Annotated in this window: 23 protein-coding genes; 15 read left to right on the top strand and 8 right to left on the bottom strand. The window is 70.5% G+C overall.

Annotation, left to right across the window (positions count from 1 at the left end):
* Positions 1-6: 6 nt before the first annotated feature.
* From ACWH95_RS04140 to ACWH95_RS04130, 3 genes are read right to left on the bottom strand one after another with little or no spacing between them, the layout of a single operon-like run.
* Positions 7-1,191 carry a thiolase family protein gene (locus ACWH95_RS04140; protein WP_136028779.1) on the bottom strand — a complete coding sequence of 395 codons (1,185 nt, stop codon included), beginning with the start codon at positions 1,189-1,191 and terminating at the stop codon, positions 7-9.
* On the bottom strand, positions 1,188-1,961 hold the full coding sequence (locus ACWH95_RS04135) for an SDR family oxidoreductase (RefSeq protein ID WP_136028778.1): 774 nt from the start codon (positions 1,959-1,961) through the stop codon (positions 1,188-1,190). Before ACWH95_RS04135 ends, ACWH95_RS04140 begins: the two co-directional genes overlap by 4 nt.
* Before the next feature lie 54 nt (positions 1,962-2,015).
* Positions 2,016-3,215 (bottom strand): acyl-CoA dehydrogenase family protein, encoded by a 1,200-nt coding sequence (locus ACWH95_RS04130; RefSeq protein ID WP_136028777.1) that lies wholly within the window; start codon positions 3,213-3,215, stop codon positions 2,016-2,018.
* Positions 3,216-3,333: 118 nt separating this feature from the next.
* Here ACWH95_RS04130 and ACWH95_RS04125 point away from each other — a divergent pair, with 118 nt between their 5' ends.
* From ACWH95_RS04125 to ACWH95_RS04090, 8 genes are all read left to right on the top strand, one after another.
* Entirely contained in the window at positions 3,334-3,801 is a 468-nt protein-coding gene (locus tag ACWH95_RS04125; RefSeq protein ID WP_136028776.1) for a MaoC family dehydratase, read from the top strand.
* Positions 3,798-4,970: a CaiB/BaiF CoA transferase family protein gene (locus ACWH95_RS04120; RefSeq protein WP_454120238.1), complete on the top strand. Its 1,173-nt coding sequence runs from the start codon at positions 3,798-3,800 to the stop codon at positions 4,968-4,970. The genes ACWH95_RS04125 and ACWH95_RS04120 overlap by 4 nt, the downstream gene beginning before the upstream one ends.
* Positions 4,967-6,139 (top strand): acyl-CoA dehydrogenase family protein, encoded by a 1,173-nt coding sequence (locus ACWH95_RS04115; protein WP_454120237.1) that lies wholly within the window; start codon positions 4,967-4,969, stop codon positions 6,137-6,139. Before ACWH95_RS04120 ends, ACWH95_RS04115 begins: the two co-directional genes overlap by 4 nt.
* 8 nt (positions 6,140-6,147) lie before the next feature.
* The gene (locus tag ACWH95_RS04110; protein WP_454120236.1) at positions 6,148-7,119 is read left to right on the top strand and encodes a sugar-binding transcriptional regulator; all 972 of its coding nucleotides are present in this window, start codon (positions 6,148-6,150) and stop codon (positions 7,117-7,119) included.
* A 98-nt stretch (positions 7,120-7,217) separates the two neighbouring features.
* Entirely contained in the window at positions 7,218-8,591 is a 1,374-nt protein-coding gene (locus ACWH95_RS04105; RefSeq protein WP_168442770.1) for an ABC transporter substrate-binding protein, read from the top strand.
* Between the two features lie 19 nt (positions 8,592-8,610).
* Positions 8,611-9,516 carry a carbohydrate ABC transporter permease gene (locus ACWH95_RS04100; RefSeq protein ID WP_378802979.1) on the top strand — a complete coding sequence of 302 codons (906 nt, stop codon included), beginning with the start codon at positions 8,611-8,613 and terminating at the stop codon, positions 9,514-9,516.
* Positions 9,513-10,418 (top strand): carbohydrate ABC transporter permease, encoded by a 906-nt coding sequence (locus tag ACWH95_RS04095; protein ID WP_205828201.1) that lies wholly within the window; start codon positions 9,513-9,515, stop codon positions 10,416-10,418. Before ACWH95_RS04100 ends, ACWH95_RS04095 begins: the two co-directional genes overlap by 4 nt.
* 25 nt (positions 10,419-10,443) lie before the next feature.
* On the top strand, positions 10,444-11,439 hold the full coding sequence (locus ACWH95_RS04090) for a DUF2804 domain-containing protein (protein WP_454120235.1): 996 nt from the start codon (positions 10,444-10,446) through the stop codon (positions 11,437-11,439).
* A gap of 31 nt (positions 11,440-11,470) precedes the next feature.
* On the opposite strand, the gene ACWH95_RS04085 is transcribed toward ACWH95_RS04090, so the two are convergent.
* From ACWH95_RS04085 to ACWH95_RS04075, 3 genes are all read right to left on the bottom strand, one after another.
* Positions 11,471-12,220 carry a FadR/GntR family transcriptional regulator gene (locus tag ACWH95_RS04085; RefSeq protein WP_454120234.1) on the bottom strand — a complete coding sequence of 250 codons (750 nt, stop codon included), beginning with the start codon at positions 12,218-12,220 and terminating at the stop codon, positions 11,471-11,473.
* Positions 12,217-13,671, bottom strand: coding sequence for an NAD-dependent succinate-semialdehyde dehydrogenase (locus ACWH95_RS04080; protein ID WP_454120233.1), 1,455 nt, complete (start codon positions 13,669-13,671; stop codon positions 12,217-12,219). Before ACWH95_RS04080 ends, ACWH95_RS04085 begins: the two co-directional genes overlap by 4 nt.
* Before the next feature lie 276 nt (positions 13,672-13,947).
* Positions 13,948-14,997, bottom strand: a complete 1,050-nt coding sequence (locus ACWH95_RS04075; protein WP_454120232.1) for an FUSC family protein — start codon at positions 14,995-14,997, stop codon at positions 13,948-13,950.
* 53 nt (positions 14,998-15,050) lie between these two features.
* On the opposite strand from ACWH95_RS04075, the gene ACWH95_RS04070 reads away from it, so the two are divergent.
* The 7 genes from ACWH95_RS04070 to ACWH95_RS04040 all read left to right on the top strand — a co-directional run bounded on the left by ACWH95_RS04070 (position 15,051) and on the right by ACWH95_RS04040 (position 21,981).
* Entirely contained in the window at positions 15,051-15,863 is an 813-nt protein-coding gene (locus ACWH95_RS04070) for a sugar nucleotide-binding protein (RefSeq protein ID WP_454120231.1), read from the top strand.
* 203 nt (positions 15,864-16,066) lie between these two features.
* The gene (locus tag ACWH95_RS04065) at positions 16,067-17,446 is read left to right on the top strand and encodes an ABC transporter substrate-binding protein (protein WP_454120230.1); all 1,380 of its coding nucleotides are present in this window, start codon (positions 16,067-16,069) and stop codon (positions 17,444-17,446) included.
* Between the two features lie 55 nt (positions 17,447-17,501).
* Entirely contained in the window at positions 17,502-18,389 is an 888-nt protein-coding gene (locus ACWH95_RS04060; RefSeq protein WP_136036553.1) for a carbohydrate ABC transporter permease, read from the top strand.
* The gene (locus ACWH95_RS04055; RefSeq protein ID WP_447653350.1) at positions 18,389-19,225 is read left to right on the top strand and encodes a carbohydrate ABC transporter permease; all 837 of its coding nucleotides are present in this window, start codon (positions 18,389-18,391) and stop codon (positions 19,223-19,225) included. The genes ACWH95_RS04060 and ACWH95_RS04055 overlap by 1 nt, the downstream gene beginning before the upstream one ends.
* A complete protein-coding gene (locus ACWH95_RS04050; protein ID WP_447653349.1) occupies positions 19,222-20,388 on the top strand; it encodes a Gfo/Idh/MocA family protein in 1,167 nt (388 codons plus the stop codon). The genes ACWH95_RS04055 and ACWH95_RS04050 overlap by 4 nt, the downstream gene beginning before the upstream one ends.
* Positions 20,389-20,433: 45 nt before the next feature.
* Positions 20,434-21,318: an AraC family transcriptional regulator gene (locus ACWH95_RS04045; protein WP_454120229.1), complete on the top strand. Its 885-nt coding sequence runs from the start codon at positions 20,434-20,436 to the stop codon at positions 21,316-21,318.
* Between the two features lie 33 nt (positions 21,319-21,351).
* Positions 21,352-21,981 carry a DUF1684 domain-containing protein gene (locus ACWH95_RS04040; RefSeq protein WP_454120228.1) on the top strand — a complete coding sequence of 210 codons (630 nt, stop codon included), beginning with the start codon at positions 21,352-21,354 and terminating at the stop codon, positions 21,979-21,981.
* A 12-nt stretch (positions 21,982-21,993) separates the two neighbouring features.
* Here the strand turns inward: ACWH95_RS04040 and ACWH95_RS04035 are convergent, their stop codons facing one another.
* Positions 21,994-22,386, bottom strand: coding sequence for a hypothetical protein (locus ACWH95_RS04035; protein ID WP_454120227.1), 393 nt, complete (start codon positions 22,384-22,386; stop codon positions 21,994-21,996).
* A 46-nt stretch (positions 22,387-22,432) separates the two neighbouring features.
* Positions 22,433-23,632 (bottom strand): M23 family metallopeptidase, encoded by a 1,200-nt coding sequence (locus ACWH95_RS04030; protein WP_454120226.1) that lies wholly within the window; start codon positions 23,630-23,632, stop codon positions 22,433-22,435.
* Positions 23,633-23,639 lie beyond the last annotated feature (7 nt).

Here is a 23,639-nt window from a genome sequence, read left to right as displayed (position 1 = left end):
CTCCGCTCAGCGTTCGAGGAGCAGCGCCGTGCCCTGACCGACGCCCACACACATGGCCGCGGCGCCTCGGCGGACGTCGTCCGCCACCATCCGCGACAGCAGCGTGACCACAATCCGGGCTCCCGACGAGCCGAGCGGATGCCCGAGAGCGATCGCGCCGCCCCACGCGTTCACGAGGGCCGGGTCCCACTCGAGTCGGTCGCGGCAGGCGAGCGCCTGTGCGGCGAACGCCTCGTTCAGCTCCATCGCGCCCAGATCCTCCGAGCGCCAGCCTGCTCGGCGCAGTGCCGCGGTCGCCGCATCGACCGGGCCCATCCCCATGATCGACGGGTGGAGGGCCGACGCGGCGTGCGCGACGATCCGAGCCCGCGGGGTCAATCCGTGCGTCCGCACCGCGGCCTCGCTCGCGAGCAGTACGGCCGATGCCCCGTCATTCAGGGTGCTGGCGTTGCCGGCCGTCACGATCCGTCCACCGGCGACCACGGGGCGCAGGCGCGCGAGGGCGGCGGCGTCGGTGTCCCGCCGCGGTCCTTCATCGGCCATGACGGGGCCGGTCGCGGTGTCGACGGCGACGATCTCCCCGTTGAACCGCCCGGCGTCGACCGCTGCGATCGCCCGACGGTGGCTTTCCAGGGCGAAGTCATCGGCCCGTTCGCGTCCGATCCCGAAGCGCTCGGCGACGAGCTCCGCCGTCTCGGGCATGCTCAGGGTGATGTCGTCGTCGTCGCGTTCGAGGCGCGGATTCACGAACCGCCAACCGATCGACGTGTCGAACTGCGCACCCGGGCCGGCGAACGCCCGGTGCGGCTTCGCCTGGACCCACGGCGCCCGCGACATCGACTCGACCCCTCCGGCGACCATCACCTCGGCCGCCCCGGAAGCGATCAGGGCATGCGCGGTGGTGATCGCCGTCATCCCCGACGCGCAGAGCCGGTTGACCGTGAAGGCGGGGAGGGAGACGGGGAGGCCAGCGAGCAGGACGGCCATCCGCGCCACATTGCGGTTGTCCTCGCCGGACTGGTTCGCCGCTCCCAGTACCACCTCGTCGATCGCGGAGGGGTCCACGCCGGACCGCTCGACCACCGCGCCCACCGCCAGGGCGGCGAGATCGTCGGGGCGCACGGATGACAGGCTCCCCCCGTAGCGGCCGACCGGCGTGCGGACGCCATCGACGATGTAGACGGCGGTCATCGCGCACCACCGTTGACGTACACGGTCTGGCCGGAGACATAGGCGGCGTCGTCGCTCGCGAGGAAGGCCACCACGGCGGCGACGTCGTCGGGGCGCCCCACTCGGCGCAGCGGGGTCACGGATGCGGCCTGCTCCTGATGGGCAGCCGCGTCCATCCCCACCCGTTCGGCGGTTCGCGCCGTCATCGGCGTCGCGATGTAGCCGGGCGCGACCGCATTCACGCGGATGCCCAGCGGGCCGAGCTCGATCGCCGCGGTCGCGGTGAGCCCCTGGATCCCCGCCTTCGCTGCGGAGTAGTTCGCCTGTCCCCGGTTGCCCAGGGCCGACCGGCTCGACAGGTTCACGATGGCTCCCGCGCGCGCGGGGACCATCTTCCGCTGCGCGGCGCGGAGGCCGAGAAAGGCCGTCGTGAGGTTCGTGCGGAGGACGAAGTCCCAATCGTCGACCGACATCCGGAACAGCAGGTCGTCGCGCGTGGCACCCGCGTTGTTGACGAACACGTCCAGGCGTCCCTCGGCATCGACGAACCCGTCGACCGCACGGGCGACGAGCTCGGCGTCGGTCATGTCCGCGGCGAGGGCCACGGCGCTCCCGCCGGAGTCCCTCGTCGCCCCGTCGTCGGAGATGGCGGCGGCCGCGTGGAGGGCGTCGCTGTGCACGAGATCGAGCACGCCCACGCGCGCCCCCTCCCGCGCGAGCCGAAGAGCGGTGGCGTGACCGATGCCTCTGGCGCCTCCCGTCACGATCGCCGTACGTCCGATGAACCGCATGCGGAACCTGCTTCCTGTCGTCGTTCTGTTGTGGGGGATAGGGGCGGTCGGGCGTCAGCGGAAGGCGGAGATGCCCGTGATCTCGCGTCCGATGAGCAGCGACTGCACGGTGTCGGTGCCCTCGTAGGTGTAGACGACCTCCATGTCTGTCAAATGGCGGGCGACGTGGTTCTCCAGCAGCAGTCCGTTTCCGCCGAGGATGTCGCGGGCCTCGGAGCACACCCAGCGCCCGCGATCCGCGGTGAACATCTTGGCGATCGACGCCATCGGCCCGGTCAGAGCGGACTCCGCGGACAGCTCGGCGAGGCGGAAGCACATGAGCTGCATGGCCGTGACCTCGGCGAGCATCTTGGCCAGTCGCTGCTGGATGATCTGGTGGGCGGCCAGCGGCTTGCCGAACTGCACCCGGGACCGCGCGTAGTCGACGGCGATGTCGTACGCCGCCATCGCATGTCCCGTCGCCTCCCACGATGCCCCGGAGCGGGTGCGGGCGAGGACCGCTCCGGCGTCGCGGAACGAGGTGGAGCCGGCGAGGAGGTTCGCGGCGGGCACGCGGACCGCATCGAGGGTGATGTCGGGCTGCAGGATCGCCCGCTTGCCGATCTTGCCGGTGATCACCTCGGCGCGATACCCGGCCGGGTGCCGTCCGTCCGCGCCCTTCTCGATGACGAACGCCTTGACCTGGCCGTCCGCGGTGTCCCGCGCCCACAGCACGACGACGTCGGCGCTGTGGCCGTTGCCGATCCAGCGCTTGGCTCCGGTGAGCACGAAGCTGTCGCCGTCCCTCGTCGCGCTCGTCTCGAGCGCGACGGAGTCGGAGCCGTGTCCTGGCTCGGTGAGGGCGAAGGCCCCGATCTTCTCCAGGCGCGCCATCGCGGGCAGCCACCGCTGCTTCTGCTCCTCGGAGCCGAGCAGGTCGATCGTGCCCATGCTCAGTCCCGACTGCACACCGAGGAAGGTGTTGATGCTTCCGTCACCGCGTGACATCTCGAGCGCGACGAGACCCGCCGCGAGCGGACTGAGCCCTGGGCAGCCGTACCCCCGGATGGTGGTGCCGATCACGCCGAGCTCGGCGATGCCGGGGATCAGGTCGGCGGGGAACTCGGCCCGCTCCCAGTGCTCGTTGATCGTGGGGAGCACGCGCTCGCGCACGAAATCCCGCACACGAGCCACGATCGCGCGCTCGTCCGTATCGAGCCGGTCGTACAGGCGGAGGAAGTCGGTTTCGGGGGGAGCGGTGGTCAGGAGGGTCATCGGTGGTTCCTTCGAGCTTGCCTTTTCAGTAGTTCGGTGTAATCCTTACACTAAATACGCCGCACGAATCCCATCCGGACAAATGTGCGCGGACCTGACGACTTCGACGAGGATGCGCATGACCACCACCTACGACGTGACGGCCCTCCCGGGTCTCGTCGGCACGGAGCTCGGCGTCAGCGCGTGGACCACCATCGACCAGGACCGCATCCAGCGCTTTGCCAGCGCGACCGGCGACGAGCAGTGGCTGCACACAGACGCGGCGCGTGCGGCGCGAGGACCGTTCGGACGCACGGTCGCCCACGGCCTCCTGACGCTGTCCCTGCTTCCCGCGCTCGCCGCACAGGCCTACACCTTCTCCGGGGCGGTCGGTCGGGTCAACTACGGATACGAGCGCGTGCGCTTCCCGGCGCCGGTCGCGGCCGGCAGTCGCGTGCGCGACAGGATCGTGCTCGACGCCGTGACCGCCCTCGACGGCGCGGTCCGCGTGCACACCACGCACACCGTGGAGATCGACGACGATGGCGACCGTCCCGCCTGCGTCGCCCGCGCCATCACCCACCTCGTCCTCGGCGGTGCGCGATGACGAACCCCCTCGCCGACGAACGCCCCGGGCCGCTGCAGGGCATCGTCGTCGCAGACCTCTCTCGCATCCTCGCCGGCCCCTACTGCACCATGCTCCTCGCCGACATGGGCGCGACCGTCGTGAAGATCGAGAGCCCGGACGGCGACGACACCCGCCGGTTCGCGCCGCCCGTGCACGAGGGTGTCGCCACCTACTACCAGTCGGCGAACCGCAACAAGCGCTCCCTCGTGCTCGATCTCGCCGACGACGGCGACCTCGCGATCGCCCGGGACGTCATCGCCCAGGCCGACGTGGTCGTCGAGAACTTCAAGGCCGGCGGGTTGCGGCGCTTCGGGCTCGACTACGCGACGCTCGCCGTCGATCGACCCGACCTCGTCTACGCCTCGATCACCGGATTCGGCACCGGGGCCGGGGCGCACCTCGCCGGCTACGACCTCATGGTCCAGGCGCTGAGCGGGTTCATGGACACCACTGGCGCGCAGCACGGCGAGCCGTTCCGAGGTGGTTTCGCACTGTTCGACGTGCTGACCGGACTCCACACGGCCGTCGGCATCCTCGCGGCGCTGCGGCATCGCGAGCGAACGGGACTCGGGCAGCTCGTGGAGACGAACCTCCTGTCGGCGGCGCTGTCGTCGATGGTGAACCAGACCCAGGCGTACGCCGCGGCGGGCCACGTGCCCCGCCGCATGGGCAACCAGCACCCCAGCCTCTACCCGTACGAGCCGTTCCCGACCTCTGACCTGCCGCTCGTGATCGCCGTGGGCAACGACGCGCAGTTCGAGCGCCTGTGCGCCGTGATCGGGCGCGACGACCTGGCGACCGACCCGCGCTTCGCCGCACCCCAGCTGCGCAACGCCCACCGCGACGCACTGCGCCCCGAGATCGTGGCCGCGCTTGCCGACCGCGGTGCCGCCGAGTGGTTCGACCTGCTGACCGGGGTCGGTGTGCCCAGCGCGCCGATCCAGACGATCGAAGACGGCATCCGCTTCGCCGAGCGGATCGGACTCGAACCCGTAGGCCTCGCGGGAGACGCCCTGCCGATCGTGCGCAACCCGCTCACGTTCTCGCACACACCCGTGGACTACCCGCTGGCCCCTCCGTCACTCGACGAAGGGGGAAGCGAGCTGCGGGAGCGGCTGTCCGCCGTCACGAGGGAGAAGACCCCATGAACCCATCCGCCTACGCGGCCGTCGACACACTGCTCGGCCTCGAGGAGCGTCTGAGCCCCGAGGACCGCGCCTGGGGTTCGCGCGCGGCCGCCGTCGCCGCAGACGTCGTCCTGCCGACGATCGACGCAGACTTCGAGGAGGCGCGGTTCCGCGCCGAGATCGTGCCCGCCTTCGCGGACGCCGGGCTGTTCGGCATGCACCTGGAGGCACCGGGGTGCGCCGGAGCGAGCCCCACCGCCTACGGCCTGGCGTGCGCGGCGATCGAGGCGGTCGACAGTGGATGGCGGACACTCGTCTCCGTCCAGGGCTCCCTCACGATGACGGCGATCGCGCGGTTCGGCTCCGACCGGCAGCGCGCGTCCCTGCTCCCGGAGATGGCCGCCGGCCGCCTGCTCGGATGCTTCGCGCTGACCGAGCCGCAGGGCGGGAGCGACCCCGGAGCGATGACGACCGTCGCCGAGCGCGACGGCGACGGGTGGGTGCTCTCGGGGGCGAAGCGCTGGATCGGCTTGGCCACCGTCGCCGACATCGCGATCGTGTGGGCCCGCACGTCGGACGGGGTGCGCGGATTCGTGGTCCCCACTGACGCTCCCGGCTTCACCGCGACACCGATCCTGCACAAGCACGCCATGCGCGCCTCGATCCAGTGCGACGTGAACCTGGACGAGGTCCGACTGCCGGGCGACGCGATCCTCGAGCGGGCGACAGGACTCGGCGCGCCGCTGACCTGCCTCAACGAGGCGCGGTTCGGAATCGCGTGGGGCGTCCTCGGCATCGCACGGGAGTGCCTCGCCCTCAGCGTCGACTACGCCGGCCGACGGACCTCGTTCGGCGGGGTGCTCGCCGGCAAGCAGCTCGTGCAGGCGCGACTGGCCGAGATGATGCTGGCCTACCAGGGCGGAATGCTCACCGCGCTGCACCTGGCGTCGCTGAAGTCGGAGGGGCGGATGCAGCCCGCACAGGTCAGCATCGCGAAGCTCGGCAACGTGCGCTCGGCGATCGCGATCGCCCGGTCGGCACGCGAGCTCCTCGGCGGGGACGGCGTCACGGCCGACTACCCCGTGATGCGGCACATGGCCAACCTCGAGGCCGTGCGCACGTACGAGGGCACCGACGACATCCACGCCCTCTCGATCGGGCGGGCGCTCACGGGCGTCTCCGCCTTCTAGGAGGGGCCATGGTCGAGATCGCCGATCGCACCAAGCTGGCGCTGCGCGCCGCCCAGCTCTACTACCTGCGCGACCTGAAGATGAAGGCCATCGCGGACTCGCTCCACATGAGCCGGTCCTCGGTGTCGCGACTGCTGTCCTACGCCAGGGACACCGGGCTGGTCGACATCCGCATCAAGCACCCGACCGACGGCATCTCCCGGCTCCAGCACGAGATCCGCCTGCACGACGGCGTCACCGCCTACATCATCCCCGCATCGACCGGGATGAGCGTGCGCGAACGCAACGCCCAGGTCGCCCGCCACGCCGGACGCATCCTGTCGGCGATGGTGGAGTCGTCGTCGACTATCGGGGTCGCCTGGGGGAACACCATGGCGGCCGTCAGCCATCACCTCGTCGACCGCCCGCTCACCGACGTGACCGTCGTGCAGTTGAACGGCGCCGCCTACGGCGAGAATTTCGGGCTCGGGTACGTCGGCGACATTCTCCAGCGCTTCGCCGAGGCGTTCAACGCGCACGTCGAACCCCTCCCCGTACCGGCGTTCTTCGACGACCCGCTGACGAAGACCGTCCTCTGGCGCGAGCGGAGCGTGGCACGGATCCTCGCCCTGCAGCAGCGGATCGACATCGCCGTGTTCGGCGTCGGCGACCCGCACTCCACGATCCCCGGTCACGTGTACCGCAACGGCTACCTGAGTGACGCCGACCGCGAGGAGCTCGAGGCCGCCGAGGTCGTCGGGGACGTCGCGACCGTGTTCCTCCGCGGCGACGGCACGCACGCGGGCATCCGCCTCAACGAGCGCTCGAGCGGCCCCGACCTCGACACCCTCCGTCGCGCCCCCCGTCGCGTGTGCGTGGTCAGCGACCCCAGCCGCATCCCCGCTCTGCGCGGCGCGCTGGCCGCCGGCCTCGTGACCGATCTGATCATCGACGAGCACTCCGCCAGAGAGGTCGCCAGCACATATGTGCAGGGCGCTTGACGGTCGGAAGCGGCCGCCGCGAGCATGACCAGGCCTGTGACCACACCCCACAGGTGCCGCCCCCCGAAGGCGGAACCCGAGAGAAAGAGAATGCAATGATGCAACGACGCAGGCTGCGTTCGCGCCGCCCGATCACCCTGGCCGGCGGGGCGATGATCATCACCACGGTCCTCCTCGCCGGCTGCGCCGCCGGTGGCTCGGGGGAGGAGCCTTCCGCCGACGGTGGTGGGCTCGGCACCGATGACGAGCGGATCGATCTCAAGATCCTCGTCAACGACGCCTACGCCAGCCAGTGGCAGGACAACCTGATCCCCGAGTTCGCCAAGGACTACCCGAACATCGACGTCACGATCGACGGTGTGCCGTACAACGATCAGCTGGCCAAGACGATGCTCGAACTGACCAACACCGATGCCACGTACGACATCGTGATGGCGGACGACAACTGGACGCCGCAGCTCGCCTCGACGGGCGGGCTCATGGACCTGCGCGGCGACGAGCTGGAGCAGTGGACCGCCGACGACTACGACTGGGACGACTTCTACCCGGCGGCCCTGGCGGCCGGCGAGTTCGACGGCAAGCAGTACGCGGTACCCGCGCGGTCGAACATCCTCATGATGCTCTACAACAAGAGCCTCTACGAGTCGGCCGGCGTTCCGCTCCCGACCCCGGACCTGACCTGGGACGAGTACCTGGATCAGGCGCCCGACCTGGTGCAGGACACCGACGGCGACGGCACCGACGACGCCTGGGCCGTCGGCACGTACTTCGTGCGCGATGGGCTCACGCCGACCATCTGGCAGACGATCATGAACTCCAACGGCGGCCAGATCCTGAACGAGGACAACACGGAGGCCGTGCTCGGCGACGACGCCGTCGAGGCCATGGACATCCACCGCCAGCTGCTCGACGTCGCCCCTCCCGGGGCGGTGAGCTGGCAGTTCAACGAGCCGCTCGAGGCGTTCCGACAGGGGCGCCTGGCGACCCTGTTCACTTGGGGCTCGGTCTACCGCGGTTCGGCGGTCGACCCGGCCACGACCACGCTCACACCCGAGCAGGTCGGCATCCAGACCCTGCCCGCGGGCAGCGAGGGCCCCGGCGCGCACCGCGGGGTGTGGTCGATGGGCGTCAACTCCAAGACCGACGTCCCGGAGGCCGCCTGGACCTTCGTGCAGTGGCTGACCTCGAAGAAGGGTGAGCAGTGGCAGACCAACACGCTCGGCGTCTTCCCGGCGCGTGCCAGCACCCTGGAGACCACGCCGGAGCAGGAGTGGCTGTCGCCCGTCTACGAGGCCCTCGAGGTGGCGTGGCCCGCGATCGAGGCCGGACAGATGTGGCGCCCGCACATCGTCGAGTCCGACGCCGTGCAGCAAGTCCTGGCAACGGAGACCGGCGAGTTCATCCCCGGCAACATCACGGCGAAAGACGCCGTGAAGCGGATGAACGACGGCATCGACGATCTCCTCGAGTAAGACGGGAAGACGACTGGTGATGACAAGCGCCCGACGACGTATGAGCCGGTACGGTCTCATCGATCTCGCGAACAGGTGGACGTTCGTCCTGCCCGCCGTGATCCTGATGGCTGCCCTGCTCGGCTACCCCATCCTCTACACGCTGCAGATCAGCTTCTCGGAGCTCGATCTCGCCACCTTCACTCCCCGCGAGTGGGTCGGGTGGGAGCACTACGTCGAGGCGTTCACGGACGAGAAGTTCCACAACTCCCTCGTCGTGACGGGGATCTATCTGGTGTTCGCTCTTCCCATCCAGATGATCCTGGGCTTCGGCATCGCCTTCCTCGTCAACGCCGAGTGGAGAGGGCGCGGCCTCATTCGCGCCCTCTTCCTCGTGCCGCTCGCCGTCGCACCGGTCGTCGCGGGCGGTGTGTGGAAAATGCTGCTCGACCCGCTTTGGGGCGTCTTCAACTGGATCGGCGGCCTGTTCGGTCTGCCGGCGGTGGACTGGCTGGGTGACCCGACGATGGCGATGGCCACGGTCATCATCATCGACACCTGGCGCTGGACGCCGTTCATCATCCTGGTGGCGTCGGCCGCGCTGCTCACGCTCCCGAACGACGTGCTGGAGGCCGCCTCGGTCGACGGCGCGAACTGGTGGCACAAGCTGTGGCACGTGTCGCTCCCGCTGCTGGCGCCGATCATCGCCGCGACCTTCGTCGTGCGCTGGCTCGGAGCGATGAAGATGTTCGACATCGCGCTCGTGGCCACCCGCGGCGGCCCCGGCCAGGCGACCAACGTGGTGAACCTCTACATCTACGAGCAGGCGTTCCGCTCGCTGCACTTCGGCGAGTCCGCGGCCATGGCCGTGATCGTGCTGGTGATCACCATGATCCTGATGTTCGTGTTCCTCCGAGGGACCCGCAAGCTGGAGGAGAAGTTTTGAGCTCGTCGACCCTCACCCCCGCCCCGCTCGACACGGCGACCGCGATCGGCGCCGTGCGGCCGACACCCGCACGCCGGTCGCGACGCCGCCTGGGCCACCGCATTCGCATCATCGCCGGCATCGTCATCTGCCTGCTCTTCCTGCTGCCGGTGATCTGGATGATCCTCACGTCGTTCAAGCTTCCGCGCGATATCTTTACCACGCCGCCGACCCTCTTCACCGAGCCGACGCTGGACAACTACCTCAACCTCGCCAACTACGACATCCCGCGGCGGATGCTGAACACGGTGATCGTGTCGCTCGGCGCCGGGCTGCTCGCGGTGTTCGTCGGCTCCATGGCCGGATACGGCATCGCCCGGATGAAGCTCGCCGGCGGCGGGATGATCGGCGCCCTGATCCTCGCCACCCGCGGAGTGCCGCCGATCGCCCTGGCCGTTCCGCTGTTCCTCGTCGCGCGGAACCTGGGGATGACCGACCAGCACCTGACGCTCATCCTGGCCTACTCGACGTTCCTCATCCCGTACGTCATGTGGCTCATGCGCTCGTTCTTCCTCGCCATCCCGAAGGAGCTGGAGGAGTCGGCGATGATCGACGGCACCTCCCGACTCGGCGCGTACTTCCGCATCATCCTGCCGATCCTGACCCCTGCGCTCGTGTCATCGCTCATCTTCAGCGTGATGATGGCGTACGAGGAGCTGCTGTTCGCCCTGGTGCTCACCAACCGGAACGCCTCGACGATCCCGGTCGCGATCCAGGGCATGGCCGTGGATACCGAGAGCGGGGGCATGTGGGGCCTGCTCACCGCGGCGGGGACGGTGACGGTCGTCCCGGTCGTGATCTTCACGCTGCTCCTGCAGAAGTACCTGATCAAGGGTCTCGCCGACGGCGCGACGAAGGGCTGAGACGGTGACGGTGTTCGAGCGAGACGTGCCTAAGTCCGAACGCGAGCTGACCCGAAGGGTCGACCTGTGCCTGCCGGGCGGTCGGCTGAACCCGGCGGCGGTCGGGTGGTCGCGGTACCCGCATCTGCGTGCCAATCTGCGGTGGTGGGGCCGCCGGAAGCGGTTCGAGTACTGGGCGATCTCGACGCCCGAACTCGTCTTCGCGTTCAGCTTCTCGCACGCCGACTACCGTGCCGGGCTCGCGATCTACGCCCTCGACCTCGCGTCGGGCGCCGAGGTCGTCGACGGCGAGGCTGTATGGTTCCCCGGCCGGGCGGACCTCCCCGAGACGAGCGGGGACACCCCGATGGGGAGGCGCACCGCCAGCACCGCCGTCGCCATCACCCCCACTGCCGAAGGGACCCTCCTCGAGGTGCGCGGCACCCGCGTCACCGCCCGGATCCAGGTGCTCGAGGAGAAGGGGCACGAGTCCATGGGCGTGGTCGTGCCGTGGACCTCGCGCCGATTCCAGTACACCCGCAAGGACAACTGTCTGCGCGCGAGCGGCTGGGTGGAGGTCGACGGCGTGCGACGCACGGTCGACCCGTCCGAGGCATGGGCGGCGCTCGATCACGGTCGTGGGAAGTGGCCGGCGAAGGTGCTGTGGAACTGGGGGAGCGGTGCCGGGTACACCGACGGCCATGAGATCGGCATCCAGCTCGGTGCGAAGTGGACGAACGGCTCGCCGTCGACCGAGAACGCGCTGCGCGTGGACGGCGTGATCGAGAAGCTCAGCCACGACGTCGAGTGGACGTACGACACGGAGGACTTCCTGAAGCCGTGGACCTTCCGCGGCCCGCAGGTCGACCTCGTCTTCACGCCGGCGCACCACCGTCACTCGCTCACGAAGAAGCTGCTGTTCCTCAGCCGCGAGGATCAGTGCTTCGGCCGCTGGGACGGGGAGATCCGGCTCTCGTCGGGAAGCGTCTACCGTGTCGAGAACGTGTTCGGGTGGGCGGAGGAGGTCCAGCGCCGCTGGTGACACCTCGCGGCGAGGAGCCGTATCGGAACGGTCAGGTCCAGGAGGACGCGCGGATCACCGGCTTGTCGAGGTTGCCGCGTTCTTCGACGATGCGCTCGAACGCCTCGAGGTGGCGGTCCATCGCGCGCGCGGCGCCCTCCCCGTCGCGGGCGAGGATGCGCTGCACCACCTTGGTGTGCGCCGCCTTCGCGAACACGAGGTCGTGGTCGTCCAGACCCTCGTCCGGCGTGTGCCAGCCCGCGATCGAGACCACGATCTTCTGCGCGACGCGGAAGAATTCGTTGCCGGTGCATTCGGCGATGAGGTCGTGGAAGTCGATGACCTCGGAGAGCGGATGCGGTTCCTCCGCCACCGCTTCGCGCAGCCTCTCGCGTTGCGCGTCCGTGGCGTTGACCGCGGCGAGCCGCGCGCACTCCCGTTCGATCAGGCGGCGGAACGCGAACGCGTCGCCGAGCGTCGCCTCGCTCATCGCGAGGTGTACGGCGATGGTGCGCACGGTCGACTGCAGGTCGAGCTGGCCGACGCGCAGCCCGCCTCCGGGTCCGCGGCGCGACACGATGAGGCCCTCGGCTTCGAGCAGCCGCAGCGCCTCCCGCACGGTCGCGCGGCTCAGGCCGGACGTCTCGATGATCTCGGCCTCGGACGGGAAAGGCGTGCCGGCGGCGAGCTTTCCGCGCACGATCGACGTGCGCAGTTCGTTCGCGAGGATGCTGCTGGCCTTCGGGACGGTCGTACGCGGGAGGTGATGGTCCGCGGAGGACGCTCCGCGTGCCACCGTCATGACAGCTCCGCCGGGAAGCCCGTCACGACCGTCTTCGGGTGCAGGTAGTGCTCGATGCCTTCCGTGCCGTTCTCGGCGCCGAGCCCGCTGAGCCCCACCCCGGAGAACGGCGCGACGGCCGTGCTGACGAGGAAGCTGTTGATGCCGAGCATCCCGGCCCGCACCCGCTCGCTGAGCAGCCGGGCGCGGTCGAGCCGCGTCGTGAAGATGTAGCCGGCCAGCCCATAGTCGGTGGAGTTCGCCACGCGCACCGCCTCGTCGAGGTCGTCGTAGGCGATGACTACGGCGACCGGCCCGAACGGCTCCTCGGTGCGGACCCGGGCGTCCTGTGGAACGTCGCGGAGCACGGTGGGCTCGTAGAAGTGTCCGCCCAGCTCCGGGGCCGAGCGCCCGCCCGTCTCGGCGACAGCGCCGCGGGCGAGCGCATCGTCGATCAGGGCCGCGAAGTCGTCGTGACGTCGACCACTGCACAGCGGCCCGACGTCGGTGCGCTCGTGCGTGCCGTCGCCGAGGGCGAGCTCCCGCGTGGCAGCCGTGAACGCATCGACGAACTCGTCGTGGATGCTCCGCGCCACCAGGAAGCGGGTGGGGGAGATGCACACCTGGCCGGCGTTGCGGAACTTGGTCTGCGCGCAGAGGCGGGCGACGGCGGGCACATCGACGTCGTCGCAGACGACGACCGGACCGTGGCCGCCGAGTTCGAGGGAGACGGCGGCCATGTTCTGGGCAGCGAGGGTCATCAGGTGCTGACCGACGCGCACGGACCCGGTGAGCGAGACCTTGCGGATGATCGGCGAGGCGATCAGATGCGCGCTGATGGTCGCCGGATCGCCGGTGACCGCGGCGATGACTCCGGCGGGGAAGCCCGCGTCCTGCACGGCCCGCACCATCGCGAGACAGGCGGAGGGCGCCTCTTCGGCGGGCTTCAGGATGATCGGGCACCCGGCCGCCAGCGCCGGAGCGAGCTTGCGTGCGGCGAGCATCACCGGGAAGTTCCAGGGGGTGAAGGCCGCCACGGGGCCGATCGCCTCCTTGCGTACCTCGATGCGGATGGCGGCGGACGTACCGTCCACGGTCCGGCCGTAGATGCGCCGCGCTTCGTCGGCGTACCACTCGAACTGCTCCGCTGCGGAGAGCACTTCCGCGCGCGACTCGCGCAGCGGTTTCCCCTGTTCGGCCGTCAGGAGCGCGGCGATGTCGTCCACGCGGTCGACGATGGTGCGGGCGGCGGTGCGCAACAGCGCCGAACGCTCCCAGGCCGGGGTGTCCGCCCACGCTTCGCGCGTACGGTCCGCCGCCGCGAGGGCCGCGTCGAGGTCGCCGGCCGTCACCATGGGGGCCGTCGCGACGATCGACAGATCGGCGGGGTTCTCCACCGTGAGCGTGCCGCCGTCGGAAGCGGCGCGCCAGGTGCCGTCGATCAGGATCGACTCGGATCGGATGGTGCTCATCGGACTCTCCTTCGGCCTACCTTCCCATTCAGCCACAGGGACACGGAGAACCGGTGGCCGGCTCCCTGCACGTGTGTGCAAGTCGTGCGCGGAGCCTCTGCGCAACACGGGCCGATTCCTAAACTTGCAGTGGCGTCCGGCCGGGGTCATCGAGAGCGCTGTGGAGGCGATTCCCCGATGTCCTCGTGAGCGGTTTACTGACCTTTCCCGTTCGCATCCGGCCGGACGTCTTCCTCTTTGTACCACCGTCGTGCCGCCGAGGCCGGGTGTGCGTGGTCAGCCGAAGGCCGCGTCGCGGGTGAGGCGGCGGCCGAGGCGGCGGCGCAGCGCGGCGGACACCACGGCGACCACGGTGCCGACCGCGACGCCGATGAGGGTCTCGAGCACGCGGTCGGTCAACAGCGCGTCGACCGGGGTGGGGGCCGCGAGGTGCACCATCAGCAGCGCGAGCGGGGTGACGAACACCATCGCGATGCCGTAGTTGCGGCCGATGAACAGCTCCGCGACTCCCTGCAGCACCACGACCAGGGCGATCACGGCGATCGGCGCAAGGTCGAGCGCCAGCACCCCGGCGGCGACGAGCACCCCGAGCAGTGTGCCGACCAGGCGCTGGATGCCGCGGATGATCCGGGCGTTGAGCTGTGCGCCGCTCACGGCCGCGACCGCACCGACCGCCGCCCAGTACCAGTGCGTGCCGCCGAGCAGCAGCCCCGCGATCCCGGCACCCACGATGGCGACGGCGACCGAGACCGCCATCTCGACCGCGACGGCGCCCACGGTGGGGCGCACCTTCGGCACTCCCTCTCCCGTGGTCCGCGTGGCGACGGCGACGAGCGCGGTGAGGGCCAGACCGAACAGGACGCTCGCCCCGCCCACGAGCAGCACGGAGCCGAACGAGCCGGCGGTGGCGGGAATGGTCGCGCACGCCCCGGTCGCGAACACCGTGAACAGCGGCCCTGGTGGGTGCCACTGCATCGTGTACGCCAGCAGGGTGACGGCGGCGGCGACGAGCGCGACCACGACCACGCTGACGACCGTCGGGGCGGCCAGGACCGACAGCGCCGTGCCGATCAGCATCGCCGCAAGCAGCACCCCGCCCGCGCTGGCCTGCATGCGGATGCGGTCGCGGAACCCGTCGTGGCGGCCGTAGAGCGCGGCGAAGGCGCCGAAGCTCGCGTAGATGCTGAGGTCGAGCCGGCCGAGCGCCCAGAGCACGAGCAGCGGGACGGCGACGCTCACGGCGACTCGGATCGCGACGCGATGGTCGCCGCGGTGCGGGCCGACGCGCAGGACCCCCGTCCACACCCGCCCCTGCGATTCCGCCACCGATCCAGCCTACGTCCGCGCCCGCGGCCCCCGCGCCGTGGGAGGCTGGACGGGTGACCGCCGCCCCGCCTCCTCACCGCACGCTGCTCGTCGGTTTCGGCAAGCTCGGCGCGCGGCTCGCCCCGCGGCTGGTGGCGGACGGGGGAGAGGTCGTCGCCCTCCGCCGCAGCGACGGGCCCCTGCCCCAGGGGGTGACAGGCGTCATGGGTGATCTCGCCGCCCCGCTGCGCGAGCCCCTGCCCGCGGTCGATGCCGTGGTGGTCACGCTGCCGCCGGGCACGGGCGCCTCCGCGTACCCGTCCGTGCTCGCGCATCTCGCCGCGGCCCTGCCCTCCCGGCCCGCGCGCACGGTCTTCGTCTCGTCCACCGGGGTGTTCGAAGGCGCGGGCAGCCCGACCCCGCTCACCGAGCGCGACGCCCCGGAGCCGGTCACCGACCGCGGTCGCGGGCTGCGGGAGGGTGAGCGCGCTGCGGTCGACCTCTTCGGCGCCGTGGTCGTGCGGCCCGCGGGCATCTACGGTCCGGGGCGCGACTTCCTGGTGCGCCGCGTGCGTGAGGGGGCACCCGTGAACCCCCGGCGCCGCACGAACCGCATCCACGAGACCGACCTCGTCCGCACGCTCGACCTGCTGCTGCGGATGCCCGAGCCGCCGTCGCTCGTGCACGCGGTGGACGCGGCTCCCGCCCCGCTGGGCGACGTCGTGGCGTTCCTCGCCGCGCGCCTCGGGCTGCCGGTGCCGCCCGACGACGGCGGCAGCGTGAACGGTTTCGTCTACGACGGCGCTCTGCTTCGTTCGCTGCTCGGCCACCTGGACTACCCGTCGTTCGAGGACGGCTACGCCGACATGCTCGAGCGCGGCGCCTGACCCCCGCCACATCGGGGCTCTGGGGTGTGGACCGGCCGGGAGGCCGACCCCAGGACGCGCCAGGGTGACCGTCTGGTGCTAGCACAGAACGGTCACCACCCGCCGTGATCGAGCGATCTCCGTGCGCTCGGATTGACTTGTCTGACGTCTGATATCTAGCGTCGGAGTGTCCGAGCTATGCACCAGCAACAAAGGAGTTCCTCATGGCTTTCCCCTACCCCGATAAGGGAACGCGCGCCCGCCTGCGCACCATGACCCTCGCCGCGGCCACCGCGGTGAGCGTCATGACTCTCGCCTCCTGCGCCGGCACGAGCCCCGACTCCGATACATCAGCAGGAGACGGCGAGCTCAGCGGCGACGTGGTCTTCTGGCACAGCTTCACGCAGGGCCCGCGCGCCGAGTACATGGAGCGGATGGCCGAGGAGTTCGAGGCCGAGCACCCCGACATCGACATCACCATCGAGACCTTCAGCTGGGGCGAGTTCCAGACCAAGTGGACCACCGGCCTCGCCGCCGGGCAGGTGCCCGACCTGTCGACCGCCCAGCCCAACCAGGTCGTGCAGATGATCGACGTCGGCGCTCTCGCCCCGGTCGACGACGTGATCGACGCGATCGGGCGCGACCGGTTCACCGAGGCGGCGCTCGGCGAAGGCACCCTCGACGGTGTCTCCTACTCGCTGCCGATCTACTCGCACGCCCAGGTCATGTGGTACCGCGCCGACCTGCTCGAAGCGGCCGGCCTTGACGTCCCGGAGACCTGGGACGAGCTGAAGGAGGCGGCCGTCGCGCTCACCACCGGTCCCGACCAGTACGGGCTCGCGGTCCCGATGGGCACGAACGACCTGATGGGCACGCGCTTCCTCAACTTCTACCTGCAGTCGGCGGGCGAGAGCCTGCTGAATGAGGACGGCCGCGCCAACCTCACCTCCGACGCGGCCATCGACGGCATCGAGTACTGGGTCGACATGTACGAGAAGACCTCGCCGGAGGGCAGCGTCAACTACAACGTGCTCGACCAGGCGACGCTGTTCTACCAGGGCAAGACCGCCTTCGACTTCAACTCCGGGTTCCAGATCTCCGGCGTCGTCGGCACCTCGCCGCAGCTGGAGTCGGTGATCAAGGCCGCGCCCCTGCCGCGCCTGAAGGCCGGCGACGAGGTGTACGGCGGAGAGACCTCCAACATCGCCACCGTCGTCTGGGAGAAGAGCGACGTGCAGGAGGAGGCGAAGGCGTTCCTGGAGTTCCTCTACCGCGACGAGGACTACATCGACTTCCTCCACTCGGTCCCTGGCGGCATGCTGCCGTCCCTGCAGGACATCGCGGAGAACGAGGCCTACCTCGACGACGAGACCCTGCAGCGGCACGCCGACAGCGTCGCCGTGATCAGCGAGGCCGTGCCGGCCGGGACCGCCATCGGCATGGAGACGGGTCCGCTCGTGCAGTCCGGCATCCTCACCAGCCAGGCCGTCATCGAGAAGATGCTGCAGGACATCGTCCTCAACGGCACCGACGTCGAGACCGCGGCGAAGGCGGCGGAGGATCAGCTCAACCAGCTGTTCGTCTCGTCCGGTGTTTCGTTCTGAGCCCCGCCCCGGGTCCGGTCGCCCCGCGCGACCGGACCCCGGGTCCTCCGTGATCATGCGCTCCCGCCGCACCGTCCATCTCACCGGCGTGCTGTTCGTCGCGCCGTCGCTGCTGATCGTCGTCCTGCTGCTCTTCTACCCGGTGGTGTCGAGCGTCGTCTACAGCTTCACCAACCGCCACCTGCTGCGCCCCGCCGTCGACTTCGTCGGCATCGACAACTTCGTCGCCGTGCTGCAGAGCGAGCAGTTCTGGAACGCCTTCCGGGTGTCGCTGCTGTGGACCGTCGCGTCGATCGCCGGGCAGCTCCTCGTGGGGTTCGTGGCCGCGATCGCCCTCAACCGCATCCGCCACCTCACCGGCCTGTTCCGCACGCTGCTGATCATCCCGTGGGCGTTCCCGGCCATCGTGATCGCGTTCGGCTGGCGCTGGATCCTCAACGACGTGTACGGCTTCCTGCCCAACCTGCTCACGCGGCTCGGCCTCACCGCGCAGAACGTGAGCTTCCTGTCCAACCCCGACGCGGTGATGCTGACCGTGCTCGCCATCAACATCTGGTTCGGGGCGCCCCTGTTCATGGTGAACATCCTCGCGGCGCTCAAGACCGTCCCGGCGGAGCAGTTCGAGGCCGCCACCGTCGACGGCGCGAACGCCTGGCAGCGGTTCGCGTTCATCACCCTCCCGCACGTGAAGAAGGTGGTCGGACTGCTCGTGATCCTCCGCAGCATCTGGGTGTTCAACAACTTCGAGCTGCTGTTCCTGCTCACCGGCGGCGGCCCCGCCGGGCTCACCGAGACCCTGCCGATCTTCGCGTACCGCACCGGCTGGGGGCTGCAGCAGCTCGGCGTCGCCTCCGCCATCACCGTGCTGCTGCTCGTGTTCCTGCTGCTCCTCGGAGGCCTGGCCTTCCGACTGCTCAACCGCTGGGACCGGAAGGACGCCTGATGTCGACGAGAACCCTGCGGCGCCTGTCCGCCGCCCCCGCCTATCTGTTCCTCACCGTGCTCGCGGTCGTGTCGGTGTTCCCGCTCGTGTGGATCATCACATCGAGCTTCAAGAGCTCGGGGGAGCTGGCCACCGACCCGATCGGCTTCTGGCCCGACTCGTTCACGACCGACCACTACACCCGCGTGCTGTTCGACCTGGGCATCCTGAACAACCTCGGTAACAGCCTGTTCATCGCCCTGTCGACCACCGTCGTCACGATCGCGGTGAGCTCGACGTGCGCCTACGGCATCGTGCGCTTCTTCCCGCGCGTCGGGCAGAAGCTCACGCAGATCCTCATCAGCACCTACATGTTCCCGCCGATCCTGCTGGCGGTGCCGTACACGCTGATCATGATCTCGCTCGGCCTGATCAACACCTACGCCGGGCTCGTGCTCGCCTACCTCTCCTTCTCGATCCCGTACGCGGTGTGGATGCTGACCGCGTTCTACCAGACCGTCCCGGTCGAGATCGAGGAGGCCGCGCAGGTCGACGGCGCCGGAAGGTTCCGCGTGTTCGCGACCATCGCCACGCCCATCGTCGCGCCCGGCATCGTCGCCACCGCGATCTACACGTTCATCAACTCGTTCAACGAGTTCCTGTTCGCGCTGCTGTTCATCAACAGCAGCGACCGCATGCCCATCACGGTCGCCCTGTACTCCCTCAGCGGCTCCGAGGTGCTCGACTGGGGCGCCATGCTCGCGGCGTCCGTGGTCGTGGTCGTGCCCTCCGTCGTCTTCTTCCTCGTCATCCAACGCCACATCGCCGCCGGGCTCTCGGAGGGGTCCGTCAAATGAACACATCCGTCGCATCGTCCACCGCCCGCCCCGAGCCCCGCGAGGAGGTGCGCTACGGCCTGGTCGGCTCCGGCTACTTCGGGCTCGCGCTCGGCCGTGGCTTCGACCGCCTGCCGGGCGCCTCGATCACCCGCGTCTTCGACCCGGAGAACGCCGCCGGGGCCGTGCGGGAGTTCGGCGCGGTCGCCACCGCGAGCATCGAGGAGCTGTGCCGCAGCGACGACGTGGACGCGGTGATCGTCGCGTCGCCGAACTGGGCGCACCGCGAGGCCGTGGTCGCGGCGGCGGAGGCCGGCAAGCCGATCTTCTGCGAGAAGCCGATGGCGCTGTCGTTCGAGGACTGCTCGGCGATGGTCGACGCGGCGGACGCGGCCGGGGTGCTGCTCATGTCGGGCCACGTGATGAACTTCATGAACGGCGTGCGCCGGGTCAAGCGGCTCGTCGCCGACGGGGTGCTGGGGGACATCGTGTACTGCCGCGCCGCGCGCAACGGGTGGGAGGAGCCGCAGCCGTCCATCTCGTGGAAGAAGCGGCGCGAGCTGTCGGGCGGACACCTCTACCACCACATCCATGAGCTCGACGTGGTGCAGTTCCTCCTGGGTGTCCCTGAGACGGCGACCATGGTGGGCGGCAACGTGGCGCACCGCGGCGAGCAGTTCGGCGACGAGGACGATCTGCTCCTCATCACGCTCGAGTTCCCCGGCGGGGCGTTCGCCACGCTGGAGTACGGCTCCGCGTTCCGCTGGCCCGAGCACTACCTGCTGGTGCAGGGCACGCTCGGCGCCGCCCGCATCGACATGACCGACACGGGTGTGACGGTGCGGCACTCCGGCCGGGAGGAGCGCTTCCTGCTGCACCGCAGCGAGGAGGAGGACGCACAGCGCACGGCGATCTACGCCTCCAGCTCGACCGACGGCGGCATCATGTACGGCAACCCGGAGACCACGCCGCCGCTGTGGTTGAGCGGCATCGTCGAGGAGGAGACCGCATACTTCCACGGGCTGCTCACCGGTGCCGCACCGGAGCCCGAGTTCGCCGCGCTCACCGACGGCTCCGCGGCGCGGTCGTCGATCGCCACCGCCGACGCCCTCACGCTGTCGCTCGCCCAGGACCGCAAGGTGCGTATCGCCGAGATCCTGGAGGGCGCCCGTGCGCACGCGTGACCTGCCGGGCCGATACGATCGCGACATCGAGGTGGGGTCGGCGGCGTGACGGAGTCGACCTGGTCGTCGCTCGGAGCGGCTGCCGCGGAAAGGGTGACGGTGGGAGCGATCCGGCTCAGCGTGCTGCACGCCGAGGCGTTCCGTTTCCCCGCTCCCTGGACGTTCCCGCCGTCGGAGCTGCCGTACTCGATCCTGCGGCTGGTCCACTCCGGCACGGGGGAGATCGCGTTCGACGGGGCGCGGCACAGCGTGTCCGCCGGTGACCTGGTGTTCATCCACGAGGGCGCCGTGCTGAGCTGCCGTGCCACGTCGTCGGACTTCGCGTTCGGCTCGATCCGGTTCTCCGCCTCGCTCGACGCGCAGGGCAGCGTCGCGGTCGGCATCGCGGTGCCGGCGGTGTCGGACGCGGGGGCGCACCCCGTCGTGCGCGCGAACTTCGACGCCGTGATCGACGCGTGGGAGGGGGCGTCCGCGGGCCGGGCGCTGCTCGCCTCGGGTCACCTGGCCGTCGTGCTCGGCACCACGGCCGAGTTGATGGCCGACCGGGGGGTGACGGTCGCGCCCCCGTCGCGTCGCCGCGGGGTGCGGGCGCCCGTCCGCGCCAGGGATCCGCGCATCGCCCGCGTGGTCGACCACCTGCTGCTGGACGTGCGCCGCACGCCCGACGTCGCGACCCTGTGCGCGCTGGCCCACATGAGCGAGTCCACGCTGCGCCGCACGTTCAAGGAGCAGACCGGGAAGACGATCGTCGCGTTCCTGCGCGAGGCGCGCATCTCGATCGCCGCGCGGCGGCTCGCGTTCGGCGACGACCCCATCGCGCGCATCGCGGAAGACGTCGGCCTGCCCGACGCGAACTACTTCTCCCGCAGTTTCCGCGAGGTGCTGCGGGTCACCCCGACCGAGTATCGCCGCCTGACCGCGCAGACCTGATCCCGCCCGCGCGACGCGAATTAGCCTGGGGTGATGACGAGCTCGAGCGCCCGTGCGGCGGTGGACGTGGTCGACTGGCGGCGGCGGGTGTTCGCCCTGTACGAGGCCGTGCGCCGCGCGGACTCCCCGGACGAGGCGCACGAGCTGTGGCGCATCGAACGCGATGAGCTGATGCTGCACCACCCGGCCACCCCGCTGCTGCCGGAGGATCGGGTGCTGTTCGAGGGGCTGCCCATCGCGCCGTACGACCCGCAGTGGCGGTTCGCACTGCCGATCCTGGAGGCGGAGCCGGCGGCGTTCGAGTTCGCGACGGGTACCGACGGCCTGGTGCCGTTCGAGCGCGTCGGTGTGGTCGAGGTCCCCGACGCCGGAACCCTCGACGTGTGGCGGCTGCGCTCGTACGGCGGCGGGCTGTTCGTGCCGGTGCGCGATGCATCAGCCGGGCATCCGGGCGGCACGTACGGCGGTGGGCGCTACCTGCTCGACACGATCAAGGGTGCCGACCTGGGCGGGGACGCCGCGCGCGGCACGATCGTGCTCGACTTCAACTTCGCGTACAACCCCTCGTGCGCGTACGACCCGGCGTGGGCCTGCCCGCTCGCACCTCCGGGGAACGTGCTGCCCGTGGCCGTTCCCGTGGGGGAGCGGTACGACGGGGCGTAGATCGCGCCCGCGTCAGCCGAGGAACAGCGGCACGAACGAGCCGATCAGCCCGAGCACCCCGACCGCGCTGAACACGATCCCGAGCGTGCGCACGACGCGCCGGGCGTGCGGCGGTTCGCCCACCCGTGCCCTGGCGGGGTTGTGGCTGCTGACGACGCCCGTGGTGAAGCCGTCGTCCGCGGTCGAGGATTCGCCGCGGCGCAGTGGTCGCTCGTGGAAGTCGCCGCCCGCGAACCACCGGGCGATCGTGGTGCCGTCGCGTTCGATGATCGCTATGTCGACCGGGAGCCACGGGCCCTCGGCCAGCCGCATGAGCAGGGCGATCAGCAGCAGCGGCACCCCCACGCCGAGCCCGATCCAGGACAGCACCTCGCCGACGAGGGCGAGGGTGTCGACGGGCGGCATGATCCCATCGTAGGGACGCCGGACCGCGGGAGCGTGCGCGCCGCGGTCAGCTCACGTTGTCCCTGAGCCACGGCAGCGGGTCGATCGCGACCGTGTTGATGTGCACCTCGAAGTGCAGGCACGAGCCGAACACGTAGCCGGTCGAGCCGACGTCGCCGAGGTACTGGCCGGCCTCGACGCAGTCACCGACCTCGACGGCGCGCGTGCCGTTCTTCATGTGCGAGTACACGGTACTCACGGCCTGGCCGTTCACGATGCTCTCGACCTGGATCGTGACGCCGTAGCCCTGGTAGCTCTCCGTGGAGCGCGAGACGCAGCCCTTCATGGCGGCGTTGATGGGGGTGCCGATGCCGGCGGCGAAGTCCTGACCCAGGTGCGACCGGCCCGGTCGGGCGGCCCCGAAGCCATCGGTGAACGAGTACGAGCCGTCGGCCATCGGCATCACCACCCGGTCGGCGATCGGGATGTCCATCGCGCTGCTGAGCGGCATGCCCGCGGCGATGGCGGCTGCGGCCGCGCGGGCGTGGGTCTCCTTGATCTCCTCCGGCGTGGTCGCCGCGAAGGAGCCGCGCGCGGAGATGGTGGCGCGGATGGCATCGGTGGCCGTGTACGACTGGGCGGCGTCCTTCAGCGCTGCCGCACCGGCGACGGTCGCCACGGCGTGCTCGCCCCCGGGGGCGAGCACCGGGAGGGCGGCCCCGGTGACCATGACGCCGACGGCGAGGACGGCACCGAGCGCCTTGATCTTCGATGTGCCCCGGCCCCGCGGGCGGTCCGTCCGCCGCGGACGCCGCGAGACCCGCGGGATCCGCGGGGTGCGGGATCCGGTGCGGGATCCGGTCGGTGAGGGGGTGGTGGTGGTCGGCTCGGCGGCGGTGTCAGGCTCGGCGGCCGTGTCAGGCTCGGCGGCGGCGGTGGTCGGCTCGGCGGCGGCGGTCGGCTCGGCGGCGGCGGCGGTCGGCTCGGCGGCGACGGCAGGCTCGGTGGTAGCGGTCGGGTCGGTGGCGGTGGTCGGCTCGCTGGCGACGGAAGTCTCTGCGGGGGAGGCGGGCGCGTCGGCTGCGGCGAGGGTCGGCTCTGCTCCGGCGGCGACCGGAGTCGCTGCTGCGGCGAGGGTCGGCTCTACTGCGGCAGCAACGGTCCGCTCGGCGGCGGCAGCAACGGTCGGTGCACCCTGCGGCTCGGGACGGAGGGCCCGGGAGCGGATGGCGGCCCGAGTGGCGGGCGGGGACGGGGTCGGCGTCACGGTCGCC

It is taken from the genome of Microbacterium sp. NPDC055502 (assembly GCF_053643635.1).
The sequence above is the reverse complement of the archived record's forward strand: the minus strand, read 5'-3'. Positions and strand labels throughout refer to the sequence as shown.